This window comes from Leptolyngbya sp. Cla-17 (assembly GCF_016807185.1).
GTDB lineage: Bacteria > Cyanobacteriota > Cyanobacteriia > Leptolyngbyales > Leptolyngbyaceae > ULC077BIN1.
In genome coordinates this window covers 379,821-403,566 of the sequence record NZ_JAEVYN010000002.1, presented here as the reverse complement: position 1 = coordinate 403,566, position 23,746 = coordinate 379,821, and the positions used below count along the sequence as shown (strand labels likewise).

Sequence of the window (23,746 nt, the reverse complement as noted above, 5' to 3'; positions counted from 1 at the left end):
ATAATGGTCGATTGGTTTCCTGTAGAGCAAGTAACTTGGTTTGTAATGAGTCAACAAGACGGATTTGCAGGTGGTTTTTTACTTGGCACTCTTGTGGGTGGTGTCATGGGTGGTGTCGTGGGTGCGCTCATCGCCACCAAGCAGCTCGAAAATTCGTCTGAGACGGAAGAGCCTGTGCTAGGTACAAGTCCTTTAGAGGGCAAGCCAACTCAGCGCAGAGGCTTGTTTAAGCCTGCTAGTGCCCAAACAGATATGGAAGCAGCCCGCCGCAGTTTGGAAGACAAAATTGCCCAGTTGAATGATGCGATCGACGATGTGCGTCAGCAACTAGGGGGTGTCAATGGCAGTTTGGTCAGCGATACGAGTGAACAAGCAATTTCGAAAAAGCCTCATGGGCAAGGCTAATTCCACGAAAAAATCCAGACGAAAAGTAGAATGTTAAACTAGTCGTTAAGAACGCTAAGCTCAGGCTGTTTTGCAAGATAGACAAAGCGATCTAGCAACCTACAATCGCTATTACGAGTATTACTGCTTATGACTACTGCCTCTCCCCTTGCTCTGTTTGTGTCTACCCTAGCGACCTTCGTTAGTATCTACTTGGCTTTGCTGCTGGTCAGAATTTTGTTGAGTTGGTTCCCTAACGTCAATTGGTTCGATCCACCTTTTTCGATTCTGAGTCAGCTGACTGACCCCTATCTCAATATTTTTCGAAACATTATTCCTCCGTTGGGTGGTTTAGATTTTTCTCCCATGTTGGCGTTCCTCTTGCTTAGTTTTATTCAGCAAGCACTGGATTCTTTTCGTTTCTCTTAAAGAAAATGGTTGATTGCAATACCTAAGCTGTTTGTTGATAGTGTCTTTAAAGTAGGCTGAAGCCTCGCTCCATAATTTTATGAGCGAGGCTTTGCTTTATGAATTCAACTAACGCAAAGAACTCGTTATCGTCTCACTTTGCCAGTAAACCCAGCGGCTTTGAACTGCTCTAGCTTTAAAGGAGGCGGTTGATTCGCAGGAACAGTAATTCTCAGCTCAAAATCGCTCACGCCAGGGGGGACTTCTTCAATAGAGCCAAGCCGAGTGCGGTTTTCCATGATGGAATTATCGTTTGCATCATAAATGCGTCCGAAAATATCGGCGTTGATCACGGGTTTGCCCGACGTGTTTTCTGTTTTGCCCGTGACGATGAAGCAGCTAGCGGCCGTCGCGCTGCCGCTGGTTACAGTCCCTTCTGCTAGTTCAGCCGAACAAGCATGATAAGAAATCTCGGAAAGCTTGATTTGAACCAGCGCTTGGGCTGAAGCCGTAAACCAAGGATTGAAAACTAGACTTAAGCTGGTGAATAGGACGATCGCCAGCGATCGCAACTGAGTAAGGTACATAGGCTCAGAAAAAGGGGGGAGGGCTAAGATAGCCAAACAATCAATGCCTCAGCTTAGCCTGAATCTAGAGCAAAATTATGATGTTAGTTCAATTAAACTGCGGTGCGATCAGTAAGGATTTCGTAGCCTGTATCGGTGACTAAAACCGTGTGTTCAAATTGGGCAGACAGTTTTTTATCCACAGTAACGGCAGTCCAGCGATCGCCCAAAATACGAACATATCTGGAGCCTTGGTTGACAATTGGCTCGATCGCCAATGTCATTCCTGCCCGCAACTTTTCATTCGGCATTTCTTTAGTCCGAAAGTTAAAGACTGAAGGCTCTTCATGGAGGTTACGCCCCACGCCATGCCCAGTGAAATCTTCCACGACGGTAAACCCGTTTGCCTTCACATAATCTTCGATCGCCCCTGCCAAATCAAGCAGATAAGCCCCTGCTTTCACCTGTTCAATGCCTTTGTAGAGAGCTTCTTCGGCAACCCGGATCAGGCGTTCGGCTTCGACTGCAACTGTGCCAACTGCGATCGTGATGCAAGAATCGCCATGAAAACCTTCAAAATAGGCTCCTGTATCCACTTTTAGGACATCGCCAGCTCGAATCACCTTGCGCCGATTAGGGATTCCATGGACTACTTCGTTGTTGATGGATGAACAAATCGAAGCAGGGAAGCCATGATATCCCTTAAAACTAGGAGTTGCACCCATTTCCCGAATACGCTGCTCTGCGTAAGTATCGAGATCTAAAGTGGTCATACCTGGCTCAACTCGTCCTGAAATTTCCTTAAGAACGGTTGCCACAATTTTTGCAGCTTGCCGCATCGTTGCAATTTCGCGAGATGACTTAATCTCAATTCCTCGGCGCTGCCGTTTAGGAGCTGGAAGAGCAGGCTTGTTTAGCAATTGACTCAAAATATTCATGAAAAAATCGAGAATAATACAGAATTTGACTTAGACAAGGTTGATTCGGGCAGGAGCACCGCTTTCTAAGAGGTTAAGGCGCTGCCATTTTTGAAGTCAATTCATTATTATCCCTTTTTTATTAAACCAGCAGCACTAGTTAAATGGAGGAGAAGCAAGTCGAAGTTTCTTCAAGTTAGCTTAATTTTTTATCTGAAAGCAGGGATCAAAAACTCGTGTCCTCTTTATTTATACTTTTCGCAATTCTAAAGCAGGATTACAACCGCTTCAATCTGACAAACATTTTTTTGCCCCATACACATCTCAATGAGAGCATTGATAGATAGTGAGGTAATCCTGTAGGCCTACTGAAGGATGTATTTTGGTTGCGATCGCAACGGGAAAATGAGTCAAGGCTGAGAATTTAAATTGAGGTGCCCATCACTCAAAATACCTCAGAGCTAGTTTTGCCAACCGCGCCAAGGGCTAATTTCTACTGCACCTTCGGGGGGCGTAAACACTACTTTATATAAGGCAAGCGGTTCTTGAACTGGAGCAGTATTACTATTTGCAATTAATTTGCCCAGTTTGCTTAGTGGGGTTTCTTGGGCATAGCGAGCAGCAGCATCGTTTTCGGCGCTGTAGTCAACGACGGTGCCATCTTCTCTAATCCGCACTTTGTAAATCAAATCTTCGTTAAAATTTGGGGCAGTTGCCCAGCCTTGATTGATTTGGCTCCGCAGTTTCGGCAAAATTTCCTCTAGCTTAGCGGATTCCGTGATTTCGGTAATTCCTGTAATCGGCGAAGTCGTCACCTGGTTCCAGGGTGCAACTTCCAAATCGCCACTGGGAGTAAAAACGACCTTAAAAAGAGCAAGTGGGTCTGAAGTGGGGCGATCGCCCTGACGAGCAACTAAATCCAGCAGGGGTACTTTAGCAGCATTGTCTAAAGCGGCTGCATTCACTGCTTTGTAACCGAGAATTGCCCCATCATTGCCTACTCCAACCTGATAGATCAAGTCTTGAGGAAGGACCGATTTAGTTGTCCACTTTTGCTCAATTTTTCCACGAAGCTGCTTGCCTATCTGATCCAGCGTGGTGGGGTCTGAAATTTCAGGGGCTGCTGTTAAAGTAGCTTCCAGTTTTTTCAAATCAGCAGTAGCGGGGCTGGGACTTGAACTCAACGCACTGGGGCTGGGAGACGGAGTCGATTGACTCGGAGCCGGAGTGGGGGATGAGCCAGAGATTGGTGGCGTGGTAGTGGTCGCACTCGATCGCACTGGATACAGATCTTTAGGCGGCTCTACTTTGGGGACGGGCAGCAACGAAAGTGCAAAAGCTGCCGCCGCCAAGCTAGAAAGCCCGATCGCTGCTGGCACAATCTGCTTGGTGACAGGTTCAGTCTTGGCAATTTCTTTGCGCGACAGGGGCTTTAAGTTAAGCGACAAATCTGGCAGCGTTTGTGTATCGGCCAAAAGCTGATCGATGGCTTCAACCAGATCAAACAATTCGACGGTGCTGAGATCAATTTCGGTTGGACTAGAAGCAATATTGGTATTGCTATCCAGAATTGTGGGCGCTCGTAGACTTAAGCGATGGGTATTATCATTCACCCGTTCAAGCCGCACAAGCCCTGTAGCAGACTGCTTGGGTAGCCTGGTTGCGTGCAATCCACTCAAAAACTCTTGTGCGTATTGACTCACCACAGAGACTAAGCTTTCTAAAAACTCCCGGCCTCCAGACAAGGGTTTTTCCAAGCGTGCCAACCGACATTCCGTGTTGATCAGCATAGACAGCAACGGACGAAATTCGCTTGAGTTCAGCAACAAGTTATCGCTAAAGCCTTCTAGCATCAGGCTACAGTTGGGCAGGCTATATAAACGCTGAATGGTTGTCATGCCACTTCTCCATCAAACAAGCTGAACCAAAATCGCTGAATTCCATAGGTGCCTGTACAGAATAAAAGCTGAGACAGGAGATTGAGGGCAAGCTGATTGAGCTTTTCATCAGAGTAGTTATCGGCAACAGCGGCGCGGCGTGGGTTCATCCGCGATCGAAAATGGGCGCGAAACCTCTCTAGATAATCATTCAGACGAAAGTGATGTTCCATGGAAAGTTGCTTTTCAGTCAGTTGATCATAGGCAATTAACAATTGCCGAATTAGCACCGTTAATTGTCGTGAAAGAGAGCAGCCTACAACAACCAGAGCTTTAGCTTCAGTTAAGGTTAGTTCTCGGCGCTGATTATGACGACGTAGAGGATTAGTGTTACGCAACCGCCATAAAGTTACCCGGTCTTTGATAATTTCGTCCAGTCCTAGCTCTTTCGAGGTTTGTAGAATGGCTTCCGATCCATCCAGTTCTAACGCTTCGATCGCCAATAGCAATAAATCGATTTCTATCCGGGCACGCCGAGGACAGGTCTGCTCGGCAATGGGCGGATTGGGCAAACTACTTAAAATAACAGGGGAGGAAGGCTGGACGAGTGGACTATTCAACTGCATCACGCTCACAAAAGACGTTGTTTCTTACTAGCTGGCACAAGTCAAGTTCAAACTGATATAACAAGGCGCTCAGTCGCATTCTATCGAAATCAGTGCATTTCAGGATAACCCTATTCTTGCGGTTGACTGCAAGATCAGTCAGAATTGCTAGGAGAAGTTGCCTGAAACTGGATTGCCTGGTGCAGTGGTAGCTCAATCACAAAGCGAGTTAGGCGATCGCAACTTGTTACTTGAATACTTCCTCCTAGCGGTTCTACCAATTTTTTAACTAGCGCCAATCCCAGCCCAGTTCCGCCATGCTTCCACGGATCATTGTTTGGAATTCGATAAAACTTATCAAAAATACGAGTGAGTTGCTCCGGCGAAATTTCTACTCCGGAATTACTAATTTGGAAGCTCAAGCTGGGTTGGGAAGGTACGATAGCGCTTCCCGTGCCGTAATCATTCGTCGTAGTCGTTGGCAGCACCCTCCAATTTTTGCCGAACATCGCGTCACTATTTTCCTGCAAAGAATCTTTGCTCAGAGCACTTGCTTCTGACTGGATTAGGTGAACCGATAAAGTGATTGTCTCACCAGTCGGTGTGTATTTACAGGCGTTACTCAGCAGTTCACTTAGAATCCGCTCCAATCGAGAAGAATCGGTGATAAAAAAGGGCAACCAGGGTGGCAAGTCTAGCTGAAAGATTTGGTTTTGGCTGTGAGCACGTTCACAAAAGGGCTGCACTAGCGTTGGTATCCATTTGGCAAGGTCTACTGTTTGCCAGTTGGGTGTATCAGCCCCAGTTTCTAACCGAGATAGGTCAAGCAAATCATTAATCAGGCTGATCTCTCGCTGGCATTCGTTTTTTAAGATTTGAAAATACCGACCCAAGGGGCTAGAGGGGTTATCCAGCAAATGTTGGCTTTCCAGATTGATTTCTAACATTTGAGTTGCCAGCTTGATGTTAGAGATTGGCGTTCGCAATTCATGAGATACAGTACTCAAAAAATCGTCTTTGAGCAAATTTAAGGTTTCTAATGCTTCAACTTGAGCCTGAGCTTTTTGGTAGAGTCTGGCTTGACGAATGGCGATCGCGCATTGATTCGCAACCTGCTGCACCAGTCGAATATCTTGGTCATTGAAAGCGCGATGTTTTTGACTCACAAGCCACAAATCTCCTAGCACCCCTTGATCATCCAAAATTGGGCAGGCAAGCATAGCAACATGCCCTCGAAGCGGATTGGGCACCAGGGAGCAAAACTGAAAATAATACCCCTGAAGCAATTGGCGATATCCTTCAGGAAAATTATCCATAATTACAGTTCGCCCTTGCAAAGGCACCATAGAATCGGTGTATTCGTAAGAGACTTTGGATGTGCGGTTTTCTAGGTCGTATATCGCTGCATTGCAGCCGGTCACGCCAATACCGATCGCCAGTTCCCGCACGGCGGTTTGCAAAATTTTGTCTTCATCCAAGTTGTCACGAACGCGGTCAGTAATGCGCTTTAAGGTTGCTTCAAATTCTGAGGCAAGCTGCAACTCCGCCGTGCGAATTTGCACTTGGCGTTCTAATTCTGCGTTGGCGCGCTGCACCTGCTGATAAGTTTCAGATTGTTCAATGGATTTGCCTACCTGAGACGTTAATTGCTTCAAACAGTCAATTTCAAAGGCTGCCCAAAGGCGAGAGGCACGGCAATGATGGATGACAAGTAGCCCCCACAGTTTCCCCTGATGCAAAATAGGTAGGGTTAAAATAGCCCGCACTTGAAGTGTTTCTAAAAAGGTGAAATAGCAGGGGGTTAGGTTAGCGGTGTGAATATCCGCGATCGCGTTGATTTGTCCTTGCTGATAACGGTTCGTGCGGGAAGCAAAGCAGGGATCGTCAAAGGTCTTGCCAATTAGAGTATTCCAGCCTAGAGCAATGGATTCGGTCAAAACCATGCCGCTCCAGTTAGGGCGAAACCGCAACACCACCACGCGATCGGTTTGCAAAAAATCACGAACGCCATTCACATAAACGGTGAGAATTCGCTTCAAGTCGAGCGATTCGCGAATTTGGCTGGCAATTTGCGTCAATTGTTGGGTTTGTTCCGCTTGCTGTTGGCGAATGGCTTCCGCCTGTTTTCGCTCTGTAATATCTTCGATTACATACAATACACAAGGCGGCTGATTTTCTTCGACCAGGGGCACTCGCAGAATTTGCAGAATTTTGTGTTTTTCAGCAGGATATTCAATGGTTTCTTCAACGGTCGTTTGAACTCCTTGCTGCAACACGGCGCGATCGCACGCTTCCATCCTCTTGGCTAATGGCAGGGGCAAAAAATCATACAGCGTCTTGCCAATAGTCTGTTCTGCAGAGAGGCCAAGTAGTAATTCTGCCTGCTTGTTCCAAAATGTGATCTCGCCATCCTTCTGCCCTGCTTTGACAAAAACAGCGGTAGGAAAATATTGGTATAGGCGTTGCGCTAAATCCAGAGGCGCGGCGTAGAATTTAGTCACAGATGGTAATAGTGGCTGTTCGATTAGGGCAGATGATTCTCCAATACTGGGGGTATGTGAACCAATGTTCAACCGTTGATTTGCGGAAGGGTCATGGTTCATAACTTAGCCATCGAATTCCCACTCACTAATATTGACCATAAAAAATGGTTTCTACCATATATTGACCATAAAAAATGGTTTTTACCATATTAGGAAGATTTGAATGAACTGTCTCATTCATTCCTTACTCTTCACTCCTTATTTATCTATGGTCACTCTGTTAAGGCTAACGTGACACTTTTATGCCACCCTAAACATTGAGAGGATTGCCAATTTCTTGTGGTGTAATGCCCTCACAAGTCCTTTTGATGCTCTACATGTCGCACACTTGCATACTTGGCAAGCGAGAGTCTGCTAATCGATCCATCCACGCTTCTAAATAGGCTTGGTTTGTGTGCTGCTGATCTGGATCAGTTGTATCGATTGGATGAGGCATTAATCCTAAAATGGCAGCAGTCGTCACACAAAACATAGATTTTTGAAAGCTGACGCAAATTAGCACCCGCACGTTTTCTTCACCTCTAGGCGATCGCTGATAAATCTGGTGCAAGTAGTCTGGTAAATGGTGGCGCATATCCTGCATCAACAGCGTGGGAGGAATGCCTGCGCCACCAATAGGTAGAGGATCAGCATAAAGTGCCCCATAGTTGAAGCGACTGGGATCGGAAGAGATTTGGCAGGCTTGGGCGTTGTAAGAGATGGTGCCCATGAAGGGAAACGAGCGAAAAAACACCGCTTCGATGTAGGGCACAGCGGTATCCATTAGAAAAGTGAGTCCGGCAGATTTGGGAATGATGTCGTAATTTTGATCGCCAATTTTGACGGTGTAAGTGATGGGTTGATTAGCGGCTTGCACAACCGCTGCCAAAATATGGGCGACTACATCAGGAATAGTTTTAATTTCCCCTTGATCATAGCGATCGGACAAACTGAGAAACATGGCGCTCATCACGTTCCAAAATTGCCCCAAGGCACTGTAATAGGCTAATTGCCGTATTTGTTCGGGCAAAAACTCAGAAAAAGTGTTGGAAATTCCCTGCATCAGAAAGTTGCCGTTTAGTTTCGCCGCGATCGCCTGCTTTGCCAGATCACTAAACTCAGGCGTATCCAAGTAAGCATCTAGCTTACCGCCCCCGTGATACAGCATGGCTTTCATGCAGTATTCAGCAAATTCGTAGTTGATGCGATCGTGCCACCAATGCTTTAACAGCTTGTTTAGCGACACTTCACCATTAAAGTATTTGAAAAATGGAAAAAGTTCCAAAAACTGATGCTCTGAAATGTAGGTAAGATTTTTCCAATAGGCATCTAGCACGATGCCATAGCTCTTGAGGATGCCAACGACCTCAACCACATTCTCTGGCGAATCGGGCAGCAATGCTCCTCCTGCTTGCAGCCGATGAATAATGTCGATCAAAGGGTGACTAGGAGTAGACGTTTTGGGGGCTGTCGTCATGTTCATAGATTTTAAAGAGGCCGAAGAGTGAATTGGACAGTTGCCCTAAAGAGAAATTGTTGCAGTGGAGCGAGAGTTGAGGCTGAGAGACGGGAAAGGTATTGCTGTATTTTTGGGCGGTTTGGGGGTAATTGCAATGGCGGTCGCGGGTGTGAGCAGCGCTGTCATCGTGGTCTCACTCCAGCGTGCCAGCCAATTAGGCTGCAAGCCGAGTACTACGATCAAGAGTGCTAGAGCAAAGGCAGGCAGACGCTCTGACCAATAAACTCTGGGTAAGTTAGCAAACTGTTGAGGCAAGCGCCCAAAAAAGGTGCGATTTACCAACAGCAAAAAATAGACCGCTGTTAGCCCTGTGCCAATCATAGAGATTAGAGTTTGCACTGGAAAAATCGGGAAACTGCCTCGGAAGATCAAGAACTCAGACATAAAACCCATCATGCCGGGAATCCCTGCACTTGCCATGACTCCTATCACCATCAAGGAACCGATAATGGGCATTCCTTGCTCAGGAGTAAGCAATCCTTGTAGAACGGTAATATCGCGGGTGCCCGTCTTTTTATAAACGACCCCCACTAACAAAAACAGCATGGCAGAAATCAGCCCGTGGCTTACCATTTGAAACACAGTGCCCAAAACACTCAAAGGAGTTGCAGCGGCAGCGGCCAGCAAAACATAGCCCATATGCGCGATGGAACTGTAAGCAACCATTTTTTTCATATCGGTCTGGGCGATCGCGGTAAATGCACCATACAGCACACTCACCACTGCCCAAGTCGCCAACCAAGGCGCTAGCACGGCCCAAGATTCAGGAAGTAGCCCTAGCCCAAATCGCAATAATCCATAAGTGCCCAATTTGAGTAATACTCCTGCCAGCAGCACCGAAATTGGAGTGGAGGCTTCTACATGGGCATCGGGTAGCCAGGTATGAAAGGGGAGAAGCGGAATTTTAATGCCGAAACCTACCAACAGTAAACCCAACAAGAAAAATTGGGTTGGCATTGGCAGCGATTCAGTGTGAATCTCCGCATAGTCAAACGTAGTAGACTGACTCAGCCATACGATTCCTAGAAATGCTGTGAGAATAAGAATGCCTGAAACAGCGGTATAGATTAAAAATTTGGTTGCCGCATAGCCCCTCTGAGCGCCGCCCCAAATCGCAATCAGAAAATACAGCGGAATTAACTCCAACTCATAAAACAGGAAGAATAATAGTAGGTTTCCTGATAGAAAGGCTCCAGCTACGCCTGTGTTCAGTAATAGCACCAAAATATAGTACAACCGGGGGCGCTGAATCGATTTCTCCGTACTGTAAATGGCTATCCAGGTTAGTAACCCATTCAAGACAACCAACGGCAGGGATAATCCATCCAGCCCAAGCTGATAATTTAGTCCCAGCGGCTCAATCCAAGGCAGCCATTCTTGAAACTGAGAGTTGAGGCTAGTTGAATCAAACTGAAGCGCCAAAACAATTGACAGCGCAAATGTAATTGCGCTTGTACTCAATGCAATAAAACGAGCAGAATTGGGCGGCAGCGATCGCGCAAGTGCTGACTCGTCTCGAGGCAACAGTCCAATTAAGATAACTCCAAGCACGGGAATCCAAACTAGGGCACTCAGCATGTCAGAAGGGAATAAAGAATAAACAAACAGTGGGATGTCAAACAAGAATGATAAATAAAGGAGTGAAGGAGTAAAAGGTGAGGAAGGCTAGCATCTACCTCTGGGTCTCTACGGTTTCACCTCTTTACCCCTCAGATTGAAATTGATAGGCTACTCAATAAGTGAGGCTTGGATGCCCTAACAGTTGGCTTAGCATTTCTTTCAAACTTACCAGAGAGGATAAGTTAACAAAATTCCCAACACACTAACCCCAGTCAAAATTGTGAGTAGATAAAACTGAGATTGCCCAGAAGCGCTGTACTTCAAGCTTTCACCGCTAAAGATTGAGGCAATGCCGATAAAATTGACGATGCCATCCACAATATAGCGATCGCACCAAGCGCTAAATCTCGCCACCATAGCTACAAATCCAACCACCGTAACGCGATAAAGCTTCTCTACATAAAAGTCATAGGCTAATAAATCTTGAATCAACTTAAACGGCATTTGAACCGGGCGAGACCAGATGCGAGTAAAAGGAACAAAACATCCTGCAAGGAGACCGCATAAGCCCGACAGCATGAGCAGCAGTACCGCACGATGATTCAAATATGCCCAATCTGGGAGCAGCGAGAGCCGCTGTAGCATAGCGGGAACCAACAAGGTCATAATGGTCAGAGCGACCATCGGCACTGCCATTGTCCAAGGCACTTCTGGGGCACGTCGGGTTTTGATCTGAGGATGACCCAAAAATACAAGGCGAAAAACACGGGTCAGGTTAAAAGCGGTTAAAGCATTGACCAACAGCACTACAACCACTAACCAGGGGTTGTCATACCAAAAAGCATTCATCCCCTGTCGCAGCGCCCAAAAGCCGCCCAACGGTAACAGCCCAATCAAGCCAGCGCTACCTACCAAAAACGCCGTAGTCGTAGCAGGCATCCGCGACCATAATCCACCCATTTCAGTAACATCTTGGGTAGAAGTGGTGATGATAATGGAACCCACACTCATAAACATCAAGGCTTTAGCGATCGCATGGGTAAACAAAATCAGTAAAGCCACACCAGTCCACTGCATTCCAATGGCAACAAACACCAGTCCTAGATAGGCGCTGGTGGAATGGGCAAGAGCGCGTTTTATATCAATTTGGGCGATCGCCACCAAAGAAGCTCCAATCGCGGTCATGGTTCCCATTACCACGAGAGCAATAGATGCCACCGGAGACAAAATCAAAATCGGCTGAAACTTGATTAATATGTAAGCTCCGCAAGAAACCACTACTGAATTTCGCAGAATAGAAGCTGGATTGGGTCCTTCCATCGCTTCATCTAGCCACAGGTGGAGCGGGAACTGGGCACACTTTCCAGTTGGGCCGGCAATCAGCGATAAGCCTAATAATGTGGCTACGGTTGGAGACAACAGGGCTGTTTCAGACCATTCGTATAAGTCAGCAAAATTCAGTGATCCGGCAAAGGATGCCAGAGCTACCACTCCCATGAGTAACAGCACATCCCCGACCCGTTTGGTCAGAAATGCGTCCCGTGCCGCTGTTACCACCAAAGGCTGAGCATACCAAAAACCCACCAAGAGATAAGTAGACAGGGTTAGCGCCTCTAGTAGGGCATAGGATAGAAATAGCGAGTCGCTGAGTGCCAGCCCAGTCATGGCTGCTTCAAAAAAGCCCATCAAGGAAAAGAACCGCGCGATCGCCCAGTCTTTCTCCATATATCCCAGGGAGAAAATTTGAGCCAAAAAGCTAAGCGCAGTAACAAGCTCAGCAGCTCCTAAACTCACGGAAGAAATATCAATTGCGAAAGAAAGATCCAGATCGGCGGCGTGGAACCAATGGAGCAGAATCGGTTGCGGATCAACATGTTGACTCGTTTGAAATGCGATCGCCCCATGCAGCATCGCCACTAATGTCATCAAAATGTTGAAATACGCGGCTGGGCGAGGACCTGTTTGACGGACATATCCTATTGACCAAGGCAGCGTCAACACCGCTCCTATCAATCCATAGAGTGGAAGCCACCAGCTTGCTTGCAGTAGAAACTCGCCCATCCAAACAGCCTTCTTAAATACTTTATGTAATGACTATGGCTACACAAAAACCTGACTACATAGAAAAACCCAGCGCGCTTTTCAGGACTGGAAACCAGTTTGTTCTATGTCTTAGATAAATCTTAATTAATATGTTCAGATCGCTCCACGGTTTCCTAACCATATCAATGTTTGCCTAGGAAAAACAATCTTAGAGAACTACTAACTTATTTGTATAAATGTAACTTATGTCTACGTAATATTTTCTTAAATATTGATTAGAAAAAGACTGGGGTGGTCAAGAGCTGGACTGAAATGAAATTTAGGGGAAATTCAATGGGCGATTGCCGTAATGTAATCCTTTATTAAGCTCTCAAAACGTTGCCGGCTCTAAATCCTAGCGTTTTAAATCTATTTTTTGGAGAGTTATTAGAGAGTTATTAGAGAGTTAAAAGATAGGGTACAAAATGTGAGAAGATCCATATCAAGGTTGGAATAGTGACAAAAATTACAGTTCCACCAATTTGATAAGCTTCTCTAATGTCCAAGATTTGCAACTATCATTGGTCTTTATATTGCATAAGTGTCGATTCCGCCTCTATGCTTGTTATGCCTAGTGAAAACCTCGACAAGCCTTGGAATAGTGGAATCTCCGTCAAAATTTTCACTCTTGTTTGAAACGATTAGTTTCACTTATAAGGAGACTAAGAATGCCGATTGCAGTTGGAATGCTTGAAACCCGGGGCTTCCCGGCGGTTGTTGAAGCAGCGGATGCCATGGTTAAAGCAGCTCGCGTCACCCTGGTTGGTTACGAAAAGATCGGCAGCGGCCGCGTCACAGTGATTATTCGTGGTGACGTGTCCGAAGTTCAGGCTTCTATAGCTGCTGGTATTGAAAATGTAAAGCGAGTCAATGGAGGTGAAGTTCTTTCAACTCATATCATTGCTCGACCTCACGAAAACCTGGAATATGTTCTACCCATTCGCTACACCGAAGCAGTAGATCAATTCCGTAGCTAATGCTTAACGCTGCAACTCCGCTTTCAAGCGGTAGAAGTAGGTTCAAGTTTCGTTTGGTACATCAACACGGTTGTTTAAAGTTTATTTGGAAGGAAGTTTATACAATGGCAATTGCAGTTGGAATGGTTGAAACCTTAGGTTTCCCGGCAGTAGTCGAAGCAGCAGACGCAATGGTAAAGGCGGCTCGTGTTACCTTGGTGGGCTACGAAAAAATTGGCAGTGGTCGTGTTACGGTCATTGTTCGCGGTGATGTCTCTGAAGTGCAAGCTTCAGTAGCGGCAGGCATTGAAAACGTCAAGCGTGTCAACGGTGGACAGGTTCTTTCCACTCACATCATTGCTCGCCCTCATGAAAACCTAGAGTATGTTCTGCCGATTCGCTACACCGAAGCAGTAGAGCCATTTCGTGAGAGTGTCAGCGGTATTCGTCCTCTTAATCGCCCGTAACGCCGAATGCAGATTGCCAGAGTTCTTGGCACGGTTACCAGTACGCAAAAAGACCCAACTCTCAGGGGTATTAAGTTCCTCGTCCTTCAATTTATTGATGATGATGGGGAACCACTTCCTGGGTATGAAGTTGCAGCGGATAACGTCGGTGCCGGTATTGATGAATGGGTGTTAGTAAGTCATGGTAGTGCCGCTCGTCAAGTCTCAGGAAGTGAACAGCGCCCTGTTGATGCAGCAGTGATTGCCATTATTGATACGGTTAGCCTTGAAAATCGGCTTCTCTACAGTAAGCGGGATCAAGATCGCTAGCATAAACGTAGCGTTTTATAGGGGACGTTTATTTATCGAACTTTAGTTCACCGAACTCAGATTCTGTTTTACGCTGCGCTTTAGATATTGATTTATCCGTAGCGCTCACTTACTTCGGTTTCAGTTGGAGAGTTTGATTCTATGGTAGTCCGTGGTTATGCGGATGCTCTAACATCTCGTTCAAGCCTACCTAATGACCGGGTTGATGAAACAGCTCATATCCATTCATTCTCTAATGTGACAGGGGATGTTCGGATTGGTGCTAATGTTGCGATTTCACCAGGTGTTTCTATCCAAGCCGATAGAGGAAATTCGTTCCGAATTGGTACAGGATCTAAGGTTCAAGATGGTGTGATGATTCATGGGCTAGAGCAAGGTCGTGTGGTTGGAGATGATGGCAATGCTTATTCCGTTTGGATTGGGCAAAATGCATCTATTTCTCATATGGCGTTGGTTCATGGACCTGCCTACATCGGAGATGGGTGTTTTGTTGGGTTTCGCTCAACAGTGTTTAATGCTCGAATTGGACGCGGCTGCATTGTGATGATGCATGCTTTAGTTCAGGATGTAGAAATTCTACCTGGGAAGTTTGTGCCTTCGGGTTCTATAATCACAAGCCAACAGCAAGCAGATCAGCTACCCAATGTACAGGAATCTGATAAACAGTTTGTGACTCAGGTGATAGGTGTTAATGATGCTTTGCGTTCGGGTTATCACTCTGCCGAAAGTGTTGCCCCTGTAACGTCATTTCAAGAAAGGCAAAACCAGTCTACCGCAACTAACTTGGCAGGTGAGGGCGGTGAATCTCACAGCCGTCTTACAAAGGGAGGAAGTATGGATACAGATGTCGTGGGTCAGGTGCGTCAACTATTGGCGCAGGGGTATCGAATCGGAACAGAACATGCGGATAAGCGACAGTTCCAAACAGGTTCTTGGAAAAGCTGCGCGCCAATTCAGACAACGCGTGAATCAGAAATTGTGGCAGGTTTGCAAGCCTGTCTTTCGGAACATACGGGGCAATATGTGCGCCTGATTGGCATCGATCCACGGGCGAAAAAGCGAGTACTTGAAACGATTATTCAGCGTCCTCAGGATCAGCCCGGTCAAGCATCCTCTAGTTCTGGTCATGGCAATTCTGACTATTCTACAAAGAGCTATGTGACTTCTAAATCAGCACCAAATTTTGGCACTCATAATGGGCAATCTCAGTCTGGCAGTTTAGCAGCAGAGGTGGTGGCTCAAGTGCGAAAGCTATTGATGCAGGGTGCGCGAATTGGCATGGAACATGCCGATACACGACGATTTCAAACAAGCTCTTGGACAAGTTGCTCTCCGATTCAATCAACGCGAGAAAGCGATGTGCTGTCGGGTTTAGAAGCCTGTGTTCGTGAACATGCAGGTGAATACGTGCGGTTGATTGGGATTGACCCCAAGGCGAAGCGGCGGTTGGCTGAGATGATTATCCAACGCCCCGATGGAAAAACATCTCAGGGTTCTAATCAAGGCGCGGGTGTGGCTCAAAGTTCTGCTCATGCTGCTAGTGCGTCTTCCTACGGATCTTCTCCTAGCGGTGTAGGTTCTGATTTGTCGAAGCAGTTGGGGCAATTGATTGCTCAGGGCTATCAAATTGGGGTGGAGTTTGCGGATGAACGCCGCTACAAGACGAGTTCTTGGCAGAATGCACCGATGATCCAAGCTCGGCGTGAAGCAGAGGCGATCGCAGAAGTTGAATCGTTTTTAAGAGAACACGTCCGCGATTATGTACGGCTTGTGGGGATTGATCCTAAAGCGAAAAAGCGGATGGTGGAAATGATTGTGCATCGTCCTAATGGAAAAGGTGGCGCAGCTCCTACAGATCCCCATCGAGCGGCGGCAACCTCAGCTTCTTCTCATTCAACTTCTGCCCACACAGGTCAAACCCATAATTACCGTCCGAGCAATGGTGCTCAAAAAGACGGAGCGATCGCAGAACAAGTTCGTCATTTATTGGCTCAAGGACTAAAAATCAGCACTGAGTATGCCGATGAACGCCGCTACAAAACCAGTTCTTGGCAGGGCGGAACTGTGATGCAAGGAACTCGTGAGGCGGATGTGATGGCGGCGTTGGATGGATTCATGACTCAGCATCGGGGTGAATATGTGCGGTTAATTGGCACTGACCCTAAGGCAAAGCGCCGAGTGGTTGAGAAGGTGATTCAACAGCCCAGTAAGCAAGCAACCAGTCGCTAGTGATGATTTGAGAGTCTGCGGGGTTAGTTTTGAGTTTTGAGTTTTGAGTTAAAAAATAAATTGGTTTAACTCAAAACTTCAGACTTCATCAAGGGGGGTTATGTCTTTGCTATCTTTGCAACTGCGACCAATCAGCATATCTCACTATTACATCAGTGGAGATGTGACGATTCAGGAAGGGGTTGCGATTGCTCCCGGTGTTTTAATTCAGGCAGATCCTGACAGTCGTGTGGTCATTAAAACCGGAGCTTGCATTGGCATCGGCGCGATTCTTCATGCGTCCAATGGCGTTTTGGAGATTGGAGAAGGCGCAAATATTGGAGCGGAAGCTTTGCTAGTTGGGCAAGTTTCGATTGGCAGAAATGCCTGTATCGGCGCTGCTTCAACTATTCTTAATCGTTCAGTCGCATCGGGAGCATTAGTGCCCCCGGGTTCACTTTTGGGAGATACGAGCCGTCCACCAGAAGAACTACAGGCAAATGATGCTGGATTCTCTCCTCCTGCTGGCTCAGCACCCATTAAGAAGCCGTCATCAACGAGTCAAGATCCTAATCAACTGTCGGCTTCCCCTCTGGCAAACCACTCCGCTCCTCCGGCCCAAAGCCTGAACGTGTGTGGGCAAGGGTATGTTAATCAGCTTTTAGGAAAGATGTTTCCCCATCACATAATCAATCAGCCCGCAGCTTCGTCTACTCAGCTCTCGAGTGCAGAAGATCCTTGGGATGACTAGACTGTTAGCGGCGGGACAAAGGACGTGGTTTCAGTGATTCTCTTTGCTAATTACAGTTAGGATAAGAATACCAACGGATATCCGCATTTCACGCATGAGCAACCGAGAAGATTTCACTGATACAGCATTGGGTCTGGTTTCTGCCCAGAGCTTTCCTGCCATTGTGGGGATTGCCGATCATATGCTGAAGTCTTCTGGTGTGACGCTAGTGGGCTATGAAAAAATTGGTAGTGGTCATTGCACCGCGATCGTTCGAGGCTCGGTGGCAGATGTACGCTTAGCCGTGCAAGAAGGCGCTGAGCGAGCGCAACAATTTGGGCAAAAACTCTCAACTTTAGTCGTACCGCGCCCTATGCCAAACCTGGAAGTAGTGCTGCCAATTGGCAACCGATTGGCGCAGCTTGCTACGGGAAGAGGGCATAGCAAACTGAGTAATCAAGCGGTGGGACTATTAGAAACACGCGGCTTTCCGGCAATGGTAGGAGCAGCGGATGCCATGATGAAATCGGCGGATGTAGTGCTTGCTGCTTATGAAACCATTGGCGCAGGACTTTGTACGGCGATCATTAGGGGTTCAGTAGCAAATGTAGCCATGGCGCTCGATGCGGGGATGATTGAGGCAGAGCGCATTGGTGAACTGCACGCAGTGATGCTAGTTCCTCGACCGCTGGAGGATCTAGACCAAACGTTACCGCTGGCAAGTTGTTGGATTGAGAAAGTGCAACCGCTCCGCATTCCGCTAACGGTGAAAGAAACGGAAAAAGAATTGGTGGCGCTGCCCGAATTGGTGACAGAAGCTCAGCCCTTGGCTGCACCACTTGAACAAAAACGCTTGGAGCCAATTCAAACTGAGCCAGAGTTTAACCCGATCGCGGATGAACCTAGGGAAGTCGAACTTATAAATGTGGAAGTTTTGCCGGATATAGTAGCACCCGATACCCTGCTAGAGCTTGAAACGGATGCCCCAACTCTTGACGTTAGTGCTACTTCAGATGCCGATTCAGCTTCGTCCGCGATTGATAAAGTGCGCCCAAAACATCTCCGCCACCGTTTTCGCCACAAATAATTTTGCCACAAATAAATAGTATGGGGTTAAGAGGTTATTAGTGTAAACCTACGGATTGTGCGTTAAAGGATTGTGGGCTTGGTAAAGTAGGATCAATTCTTTCCCCTCAAGAAGCTATGGAATGCCGACTTTGTGGTCATCCTAAGTGTCATAAGCATGGCAAGCTGCCCAATGGACACCAACGCTATTTCTGCCCTCACTGCCAGCAAACCTTCTGTGAGAGCTTTGACACGCTGTACTACTGGCGACGAGTGAGTCCGGAACAAGTTCAGCAGGTGCTACAAGCTCATAGTGAGGGCAGCAGCTTACGAGGGATTAGCCGAATTACAGGCTTGGCATACAACACCGTGGTCAGTATTGTTCGGGCATCGAGTGCCAAGGCTCAGCTAATTCATAACGACCAGGTTAAGCAAGTGGCAACCGCAGAGGTGAGTGCGGATGAGATGTGGTCTTTCGTGCAAAAAAACAGAAGCAATGTCTTTCCAATGAATTAGAAGTGGGAGACTGCTGGATAGGTCTGAGTTTAGCGGACTCCAGTGGACTGATTTTAGCGGCACGAGTGGGCAAGCATACAGACGAACTTATTGAGGAATTGGTAATTAGTACACAGGGAAAAACGGCTTGCAAACAGTGGAACAGTGATGACTGGGGAGGCTATGAACGAGTCCTTCCGCCTGAAATTCTGCACTATGTTGGCAAAGACAAAACGCAGCGCTTAGAGCGAACCAACGGCATCGTCCGACAACAAACTGCTCGATGGCACCGCAGGCAAAACAAGTTCGGCAAACGGTGGGAGCAAACGAAAGTGACAACACGCTTAGTAGTCAGCTATTTCAATTGGATTTGGCGGCATAGTCGATTCAAAACAACTGCGGCTCAACGAGCAAAACTGGCTGAGCAGCCTTGGACCTGGCAGGATGTCGTTACCTACCCCACAATCCTTTAGTGCACTACCAACCTACGAAATTTCTCTATATCCCGTACTCCGCCCTATCTAACTCAGCATCACTGCAAGCGTCTTTGTTCACTTTGGTAGCGAAAGTATTCAGCAATCACAAAGATGAAACCAGAAACTAGGATGAGGATGACGCTGAGGGCATTGATATCGGGTTTAACTCCCGTGCGGATGCGGCTAAAAATCTCCATTGGTAGGGTGTTTGCGCCACCACCTGCAGTAAAACTGGCAATCAGGAAATCATCTAGGCTCAGGACAAAAGCAAGGAGGCAACCAGACACGATCGCCGGGGTTAGTTCTGGCAGCAACACCTGGATAAAGGCTTGAAAAGGCGTGGCGCCCAAATCTAGGGCAGCTTCTTCCAAATGCGGATCGATGTTGGTTAGGCGAGTGGAGACGACAAGCGCAACATAAGAAATGCAAAATACTACATGGGCAGCCACAATTGTGCCAAGACTGAGTTGAATCAAGCCGCCACTCAAAGGAATAGCAACTGCTGCCAGGAAAACCAGCGTAGAAACCGCGATCGCAATATCGGGAATGATCAGCGGCAGATAAACAACGCCTTGATAGATGCCTTTGCCCGGAAAACGATAGCGCGATAAGCCGACTGCCATCAGGGTACCCAGTACGGCTGCGATCGCCACTGCACATAGCGCCACAATTAAACTGGTGCGGAGAGCCGTAATAATTCGCTCATCGGCAAAAAACTTTTGATACCACTTCAGCGTAAAGCCAGTCCAACCAGCGCTATAAGGCGACTCGTTAAAGCTGTAGAACGCCAGCACCATAATCGGCAGATACATAAAACCAAACATCAGCAAGGTGAAGAGTGCTTGCCAAGGAAATGAAAACCGAGTGGGCTGAGAAAAAGTCATAAATTTGCACTACTCCGATCTCCATATTTCAGTAGCAAGGCAATAGAAATACTCACTGCCAAAATGATAATCATGCTGAGAGATGAACCAAAACCCCAGTTTTGGCTAGCTCCTAAAAATTGGTTATAGATCAATCGAGCCAAGGTCATACTAGACGCGCCTCCCAACAATTCTGGGTCTATAAAATCGCCAATGCTAGTAATGAAGACCAACAGCGATCCGGCAGCAATACCCGGAAATACTTGAGGAATGGTCACTTTCCAAAACGCTTGTATGGGTGTGGCTCCTAAATCAGCGGCAGCTTCCAATAACCGTCTATCCAGCTTTTCTAGTGAGGCGTAAAGAATAAGCACCATATAAGGTAGAAGGCTATAGGTCATGCCAATGTATACAGCCGGGGGGCGATTGAGGATAGTCAAAGTAGGTAGCCCAATTGCCAGGAGGACACTGTTCAGCACCCCTGTTGGGCGGAGAATCGTAATCCAGGCGTAGGAGCGTAGTAGGGAAGAAGTCCACAAAGGCAATACAAAACCGACAAGCAGCAGGTTTCGCCAGTTTTTTGGTGCTGTAATAGCGATGAAATATGCCACAGGAAAGCCCAATAGCAGGCACATAAACGTGGTTCCAATCGCAAATGAAAGCGATCGCCAAATCACCTTCAAATAGACGAAAGCTGTGACGGCTGGTTCAGTTTTTGTAGCAGGGCGAATCTCTACAGCCTGAAAAATTTGCAGGTAGTTCTCTAACCCCGAAGGATTGACCACTTGTCCGGGGCGAATTCCTGGCACCAAACTCAATTGAAAAATTAATAGCGTCGGAATCACCAATAACAACCCTAGCCAAATTCCAGCGGGAGCCAATAGAGCGATGGAATCTAGCCACTGGGGTGCAGATTTGGGACTGGGTTCTAACGGAGCGGGGGGGGAAGTCATGGAAGCTGTGCGTGGCGAGTGGGAAATGGCAATAGTGAGTGGGCTAAATAGTGAAGAGATTGAAATATTAGGACGGTCAGCTTAAACTCAAAAAGTTTGTTTAGCTACTGGTTAGAATTGTCCAGTATTTTTCATAAAGCTCTTCGGTGGCACGGGGTAATGGCACAATGCCCTGAGAGTTTTGAAGAATAGTATCTGGCGGAAATAAAGCTTCGTTATTGCGGACTGGAGCCGGAAGTTGGTCAAAGGCGGCTTTGTTAGGAGTGGCAAAAGAAAGACGCTCGGCGACTTGGGAGGCAACCGCTGGTTGCAACATATAGTTGATCCAGGCATAAGCAGCATCTTGATTGGGTGCGTTTTTAGGAATCACCATCGCATCACTCCACAATGAGGTGCCACTTTGTGGAACAACATATTTTATTTTTGGGTTCTGCTGAGCAACCAGCACACCGTCAGCCGAAAAACCCATTGCCATGACTAAATCTCCCGCCAAGAGTTGATCGCGCCATGCATCGGTAGTAAAACTAGTGATCGCAGGTTTAAGCACCTTCAGTTTTTCAAATGCTTCCCGAATTTCGTTGGGATTGGTGGCATTGTAAGAGTAACCCAGCGATCGCAGCGCTGCCCCAAACACTTCCCGTAGATCGTTTAAGAGCGTGATCCGCCCACTCAGTTTTTCCTGGTTTTCCCAAAGATAATTCCAATCTTCTGGAGGCGGACTGAGCTTGTCGCTGTTGTAGATTAAGCCAGTGGTGCCCCAACTAATTGGCACATGGTGGCGATTGCCGGGGTCGTGTGCGGACGCACGAAACTTAGGTAAAATGTTCTCCAAGCCTGCAATCTTTGACTGCTCTAACTCCCTCAGCAGTTTTAGGTCGAGCATTTTGGCAACGGAATAGTCAGACGGATAAACAACACTGTATACAGATCCTTTACCTGCCTGAAATGTTGCCAGCATGGATTCATTCGCGTCAAAAGTATCGGCAATTACCCTAATTCCAGTTTGGGCAGTAAACTCCCGCAGCAAGTCATTGTCGATATAGTTCGACCAAGTATAGATATAAAGTTCGTTAGCCACGCCCGTTTTCCCTTGGACCGGGCGAACTTCTGCCAAAGTCCAGCCACAGCCTGATAGGGCCAATCCAGAAGCTGACGCGATCGCGGTTTGCAAAAACTGCCGACGGCTGAGATTGGAGGACAAAGAGTGATGCATAAAGTGGGAACTAAAAGCTAAGGGCGAGAAGGGGGAGGGAAGCGTATCCTTACTTATCTGCCCCCGAAACCTGATTACCGGGCACCTATTACCGCGCTCCCGACATCGACAGTGCTAGACAATCGTTAACATCCCACATCAGATAGAGCGGGGTATCTTCTCCAGGCAATTCGCCGGAGAGGCTAGGCTGCATCACGGTCAGGCGATCGCCCGATGCTAACTCAACCACATAATGAACATGAGTTCCCAGATACATGACCGTGCGGAGTCGTCCTTCAAATGCGTTAGCTTCATACTCAAAGGGCGATAGGCTCAGGCGAATTTTTTCAGGTCGTACACTAATGACAACTGACCCAGAAGTGAGGGCTTCTCCAGAGTTGGATGGCTTGGCTTTTATCTTCAAACCGTTATCAGTAATCAGCCACAGAGCATCAGCAGAAAATCCCTCAATCTTGCCGTGAAACAGGTTGGTGTCTCCAATAAAATCCGCCACAAATGGCGTTTTGGGATGTTCATAAATCCGTTCTGGAGAATCAATCTGCTCGATATTGCCTTGATTCATGACCGCAATGCGATCAGACAGACTCATTGCTTCTTCTTGATCATGAGTCACCATAACAAAGGTCAAGCCGAGTTCCTGATGAAGAGTTGATAGCTCGACCTGCATTTCTTTCCGCAGCTTCAAATCTAATGCGCCTAGAGGTTCGTCTAACAGCAGGACAGCCGGGCGATTGACTAACGCTCTTGCCAACGCCACCCGTTGCTGTTGTCCACCAGAGAGTTGTGCTGGAAATCGCTTGGCAAACCCATCCATTTTGACCAGCTTTAACGCTTCATCTACCTGAATTTGCACCTCTGCCTTGCTTTGTTTTTTTAGCCTTAGCCCAAAAGCAATGTTTTCCCACACGGTGAGATGGCTAAACAGGGCGTAGCTTTGAAAAACTGTGTTTACTGGACGACGATAGGGCGGTACGCGGTTGACTAACTGACCTCGAATCAAAACTTCGCCTGAAGATGGAGTTTCAAAGCCTGCGATCAGACGTAGCGTAGTAGTCTTGCCACACCCAGAGGGTCCCAAGATGCTAAAAAATTCTCCACGACGAATAGCCAAATCAACGCCGCGAACAACGGATTCATGATTGAAAACTTTGAAGACCTTACGAAGTTCGACATCAAATTCGGTGTCAGCTGTCGTAAAGGTTCGATTTTGGATCGCAGCCTGAGACATAGTGAAGATTTCCCTGTAAGCGTTCAATCCCCATCTCGTAATTTTGATAAGGTGTTGAAGCAGACATTTAGTTTATCGTGTCCACTTATCTTCTCTTCACAAAGCTAGGTTGAGTCGACCCAGCTTGTAATTCGACATATGTGTACTCAAAGTAAACTATCCTATCAATCTGGGGAATTGCAAAATTTCTTTGGATTGAATGATTATAGGTTGCCCAACCCGCAAAAAGAGTCACCAACTAGCACTTTTCTTTTTATTGCGTCATTTAATTTTTGTGCATTGCAAGTGAACAAAGATGGACCTTTCACTCTGGGTCAATATTTTTTGTAATACGTTGTAATGG

General features: G+C 47.0%; 21 protein-coding genes. 9 read left to right on the top strand and 12 right to left on the bottom strand.

Annotation, left to right across the window (positions count from 1 at the left end; genetic code table 11):
• Window positions 1–3: 3 nt before the first annotated feature.
• The gene (locus JOY44_RS13120) at window positions 4–405 is read left to right on the top strand and encodes a hypothetical protein (RefSeq protein WP_197985290.1); all 402 of its coding nucleotides are present in this window, start codon (window positions 4–6) and stop codon (window positions 403–405) included.
• Window positions 406–534: 129 nt separating this feature from the next.
• On the top strand, window positions 535–813 hold the full coding sequence (locus tag JOY44_RS13115; RefSeq protein WP_171574177.1) for a YggT family protein: 279 nt from the start codon (window positions 535–537) through the stop codon (window positions 811–813).
• A 125-nt stretch (window positions 814–938) separates the two neighbouring features.
• On the opposite strand, the gene JOY44_RS13110 is transcribed toward JOY44_RS13115, so the two are convergent.
• The 8 genes from JOY44_RS13110 to JOY44_RS13075 all read right to left on the bottom strand — a co-directional run bounded on the left by JOY44_RS13110 (window position 939) and on the right by JOY44_RS13075 (window position 12,419).
• Window positions 939–1,379, bottom strand: coding sequence for a hypothetical protein (locus JOY44_RS13110; protein ID WP_171574176.1), 441 nt, complete (start codon window positions 1,377–1,379; stop codon window positions 939–941).
• 92 nt (window positions 1,380–1,471) lie between these two features.
• Window positions 1,472–2,296, bottom strand: coding sequence for a type I methionyl aminopeptidase (map, locus tag JOY44_RS13105; RefSeq protein WP_171574175.1), 825 nt, complete (start codon window positions 2,294–2,296; stop codon window positions 1,472–1,474).
• Window positions 2,297–2,736: 440 nt separating this feature from the next.
• Window positions 2,737–4,173 (bottom strand): DUF4335 domain-containing protein, encoded by a 1,437-nt coding sequence (locus tag JOY44_RS13100; RefSeq protein ID WP_171574174.1) that lies wholly within the window; start codon window positions 4,171–4,173, stop codon window positions 2,737–2,739.
• Window positions 4,170–4,778: a DUF3038 domain-containing protein gene (locus JOY44_RS13095; protein WP_171574173.1), complete on the bottom strand. Its 609-nt coding sequence runs from the start codon at window positions 4,776–4,778 to the stop codon at window positions 4,170–4,172. Before JOY44_RS13095 ends, JOY44_RS13100 begins: the two co-directional genes overlap by 4 nt.
• A gap of 134 nt (window positions 4,779–4,912) precedes the next feature.
• Window positions 4,913–7,360, bottom strand: a complete 2,448-nt coding sequence (locus tag JOY44_RS13090; RefSeq protein WP_171574172.1) for a GAF domain-containing protein — start codon at window positions 7,358–7,360, stop codon at window positions 4,913–4,915.
• Between the two features lie 253 nt (window positions 7,361–7,613).
• On the bottom strand, window positions 7,614–8,762 hold the full coding sequence (locus JOY44_RS13085; protein WP_171574171.1) for a CO2 hydration protein: 1,149 nt from the start codon (window positions 8,760–8,762) through the stop codon (window positions 7,614–7,616).
• A 39-nt stretch (window positions 8,763–8,801) separates the two neighbouring features.
• A complete protein-coding gene (locus tag JOY44_RS13080) occupies window positions 8,802–10,376 on the bottom strand; it encodes an NADH-quinone oxidoreductase subunit M (protein WP_171574170.1) in 1,575 nt (524 codons plus the stop codon).
• Between the two features lie 207 nt (window positions 10,377–10,583).
• Window positions 10,584–12,419 carry an NAD(P)H-quinone oxidoreductase subunit F gene (locus tag JOY44_RS13075; protein ID WP_171574169.1) on the bottom strand — a complete coding sequence of 612 codons (1,836 nt, stop codon included), beginning with the start codon at window positions 12,417–12,419 and terminating at the stop codon, window positions 10,584–10,586.
• Window positions 12,420–13,108: 689 nt separating this feature from the next.
• Between JOY44_RS13075 and JOY44_RS13070 the strand changes: the two genes are divergently transcribed.
• The 7 genes from JOY44_RS13070 (at window position 13,109) to JOY44_RS13040 (ending at window position 19,143) form a co-directional block, all read left to right on the top strand.
• A complete protein-coding gene (locus JOY44_RS13070; RefSeq protein ID WP_171574168.1) occupies window positions 13,109–13,417 on the top strand; it encodes a carbon dioxide-concentrating mechanism protein CcmK in 309 nt (102 codons plus the stop codon).
• A 104-nt stretch (window positions 13,418–13,521) separates the two neighbouring features.
• On the top strand, window positions 13,522–13,863 hold the full coding sequence (locus JOY44_RS13065) for a carbon dioxide-concentrating mechanism protein CcmK (RefSeq protein WP_171574167.1): 342 nt from the start codon (window positions 13,522–13,524) through the stop codon (window positions 13,861–13,863).
• A 6-nt stretch (window positions 13,864–13,869) separates the two neighbouring features.
• Window positions 13,870–14,172 (top strand): EutN/CcmL family microcompartment protein, encoded by a 303-nt coding sequence (locus JOY44_RS13060; RefSeq protein ID WP_171574166.1) that lies wholly within the window; start codon window positions 13,870–13,872, stop codon window positions 14,170–14,172.
• A gap of 141 nt (window positions 14,173–14,313) precedes the next feature.
• Window positions 14,314–16,401: a ribulose bisphosphate carboxylase small subunit gene (locus tag JOY44_RS13055; RefSeq protein WP_171574165.1), complete on the top strand. Its 2,088-nt coding sequence runs from the start codon at window positions 14,314–14,316 to the stop codon at window positions 16,399–16,401.
• A 100-nt stretch (window positions 16,402–16,501) separates the two neighbouring features.
• Window positions 16,502–17,131 carry a hypothetical protein gene (locus tag JOY44_RS13050; protein ID WP_171574164.1) on the top strand — a complete coding sequence of 210 codons (630 nt, stop codon included), beginning with the start codon at window positions 16,502–16,504 and terminating at the stop codon, window positions 17,129–17,131.
• Window positions 17,132–17,225: 94 nt separating this feature from the next.
• Complete coding sequence (locus JOY44_RS13045) at window positions 17,226–18,197, top strand: carbon dioxide-concentrating mechanism protein CcmK (protein ID WP_197985286.1); 972 nt, start codon at window positions 17,226–17,228, stop codon at window positions 18,195–18,197.
• A 116-nt stretch (window positions 18,198–18,313) separates the two neighbouring features.
• Window positions 18,314–19,143, top strand: a protein-coding gene (locus JOY44_RS13040; protein WP_171572121.1) for an IS1 family transposase whose coding sequence is annotated in 2 segments (ribosomal slippage) — window positions 18,314–18,655 and window positions 18,658–19,143 — 828 coding nt in all. Because the reading frame shifts where the segments join, the coding sequence is not laid out codon by codon here.
• Between the two features lie 59 nt (window positions 19,144–19,202).
• On the opposite strand, the gene JOY44_RS13035 is transcribed toward JOY44_RS13040, so the two are convergent.
• The 4 genes from JOY44_RS13035 to JOY44_RS13020 form a co-directional block, all read right to left on the bottom strand.
• Window positions 19,203–20,030, bottom strand: a complete 828-nt coding sequence (locus tag JOY44_RS13035) for an ABC transporter permease (RefSeq protein ID WP_171574163.1) — start codon at window positions 20,028–20,030, stop codon at window positions 19,203–19,205.
• Window positions 20,027–20,962, bottom strand: coding sequence for an ABC transporter permease (locus JOY44_RS13030; protein WP_171574162.1), 936 nt, complete (start codon window positions 20,960–20,962; stop codon window positions 20,027–20,029). Before JOY44_RS13030 ends, JOY44_RS13035 begins: the two co-directional genes overlap by 4 nt.
• 100 nt (window positions 20,963–21,062) lie before the next feature.
• Entirely contained in the window at window positions 21,063–22,175 is a 1,113-nt protein-coding gene (locus JOY44_RS13025) for an ABC transporter substrate-binding protein (RefSeq protein WP_171574161.1), read from the bottom strand.
• 88 nt (window positions 22,176–22,263) lie between these two features.
• A complete protein-coding gene (locus tag JOY44_RS13020; protein ID WP_171574160.1) occupies window positions 22,264–23,403 on the bottom strand; it encodes an ABC transporter ATP-binding protein in 1,140 nt (379 codons plus the stop codon).
• Window positions 23,404–23,746 lie beyond the last annotated feature (343 nt).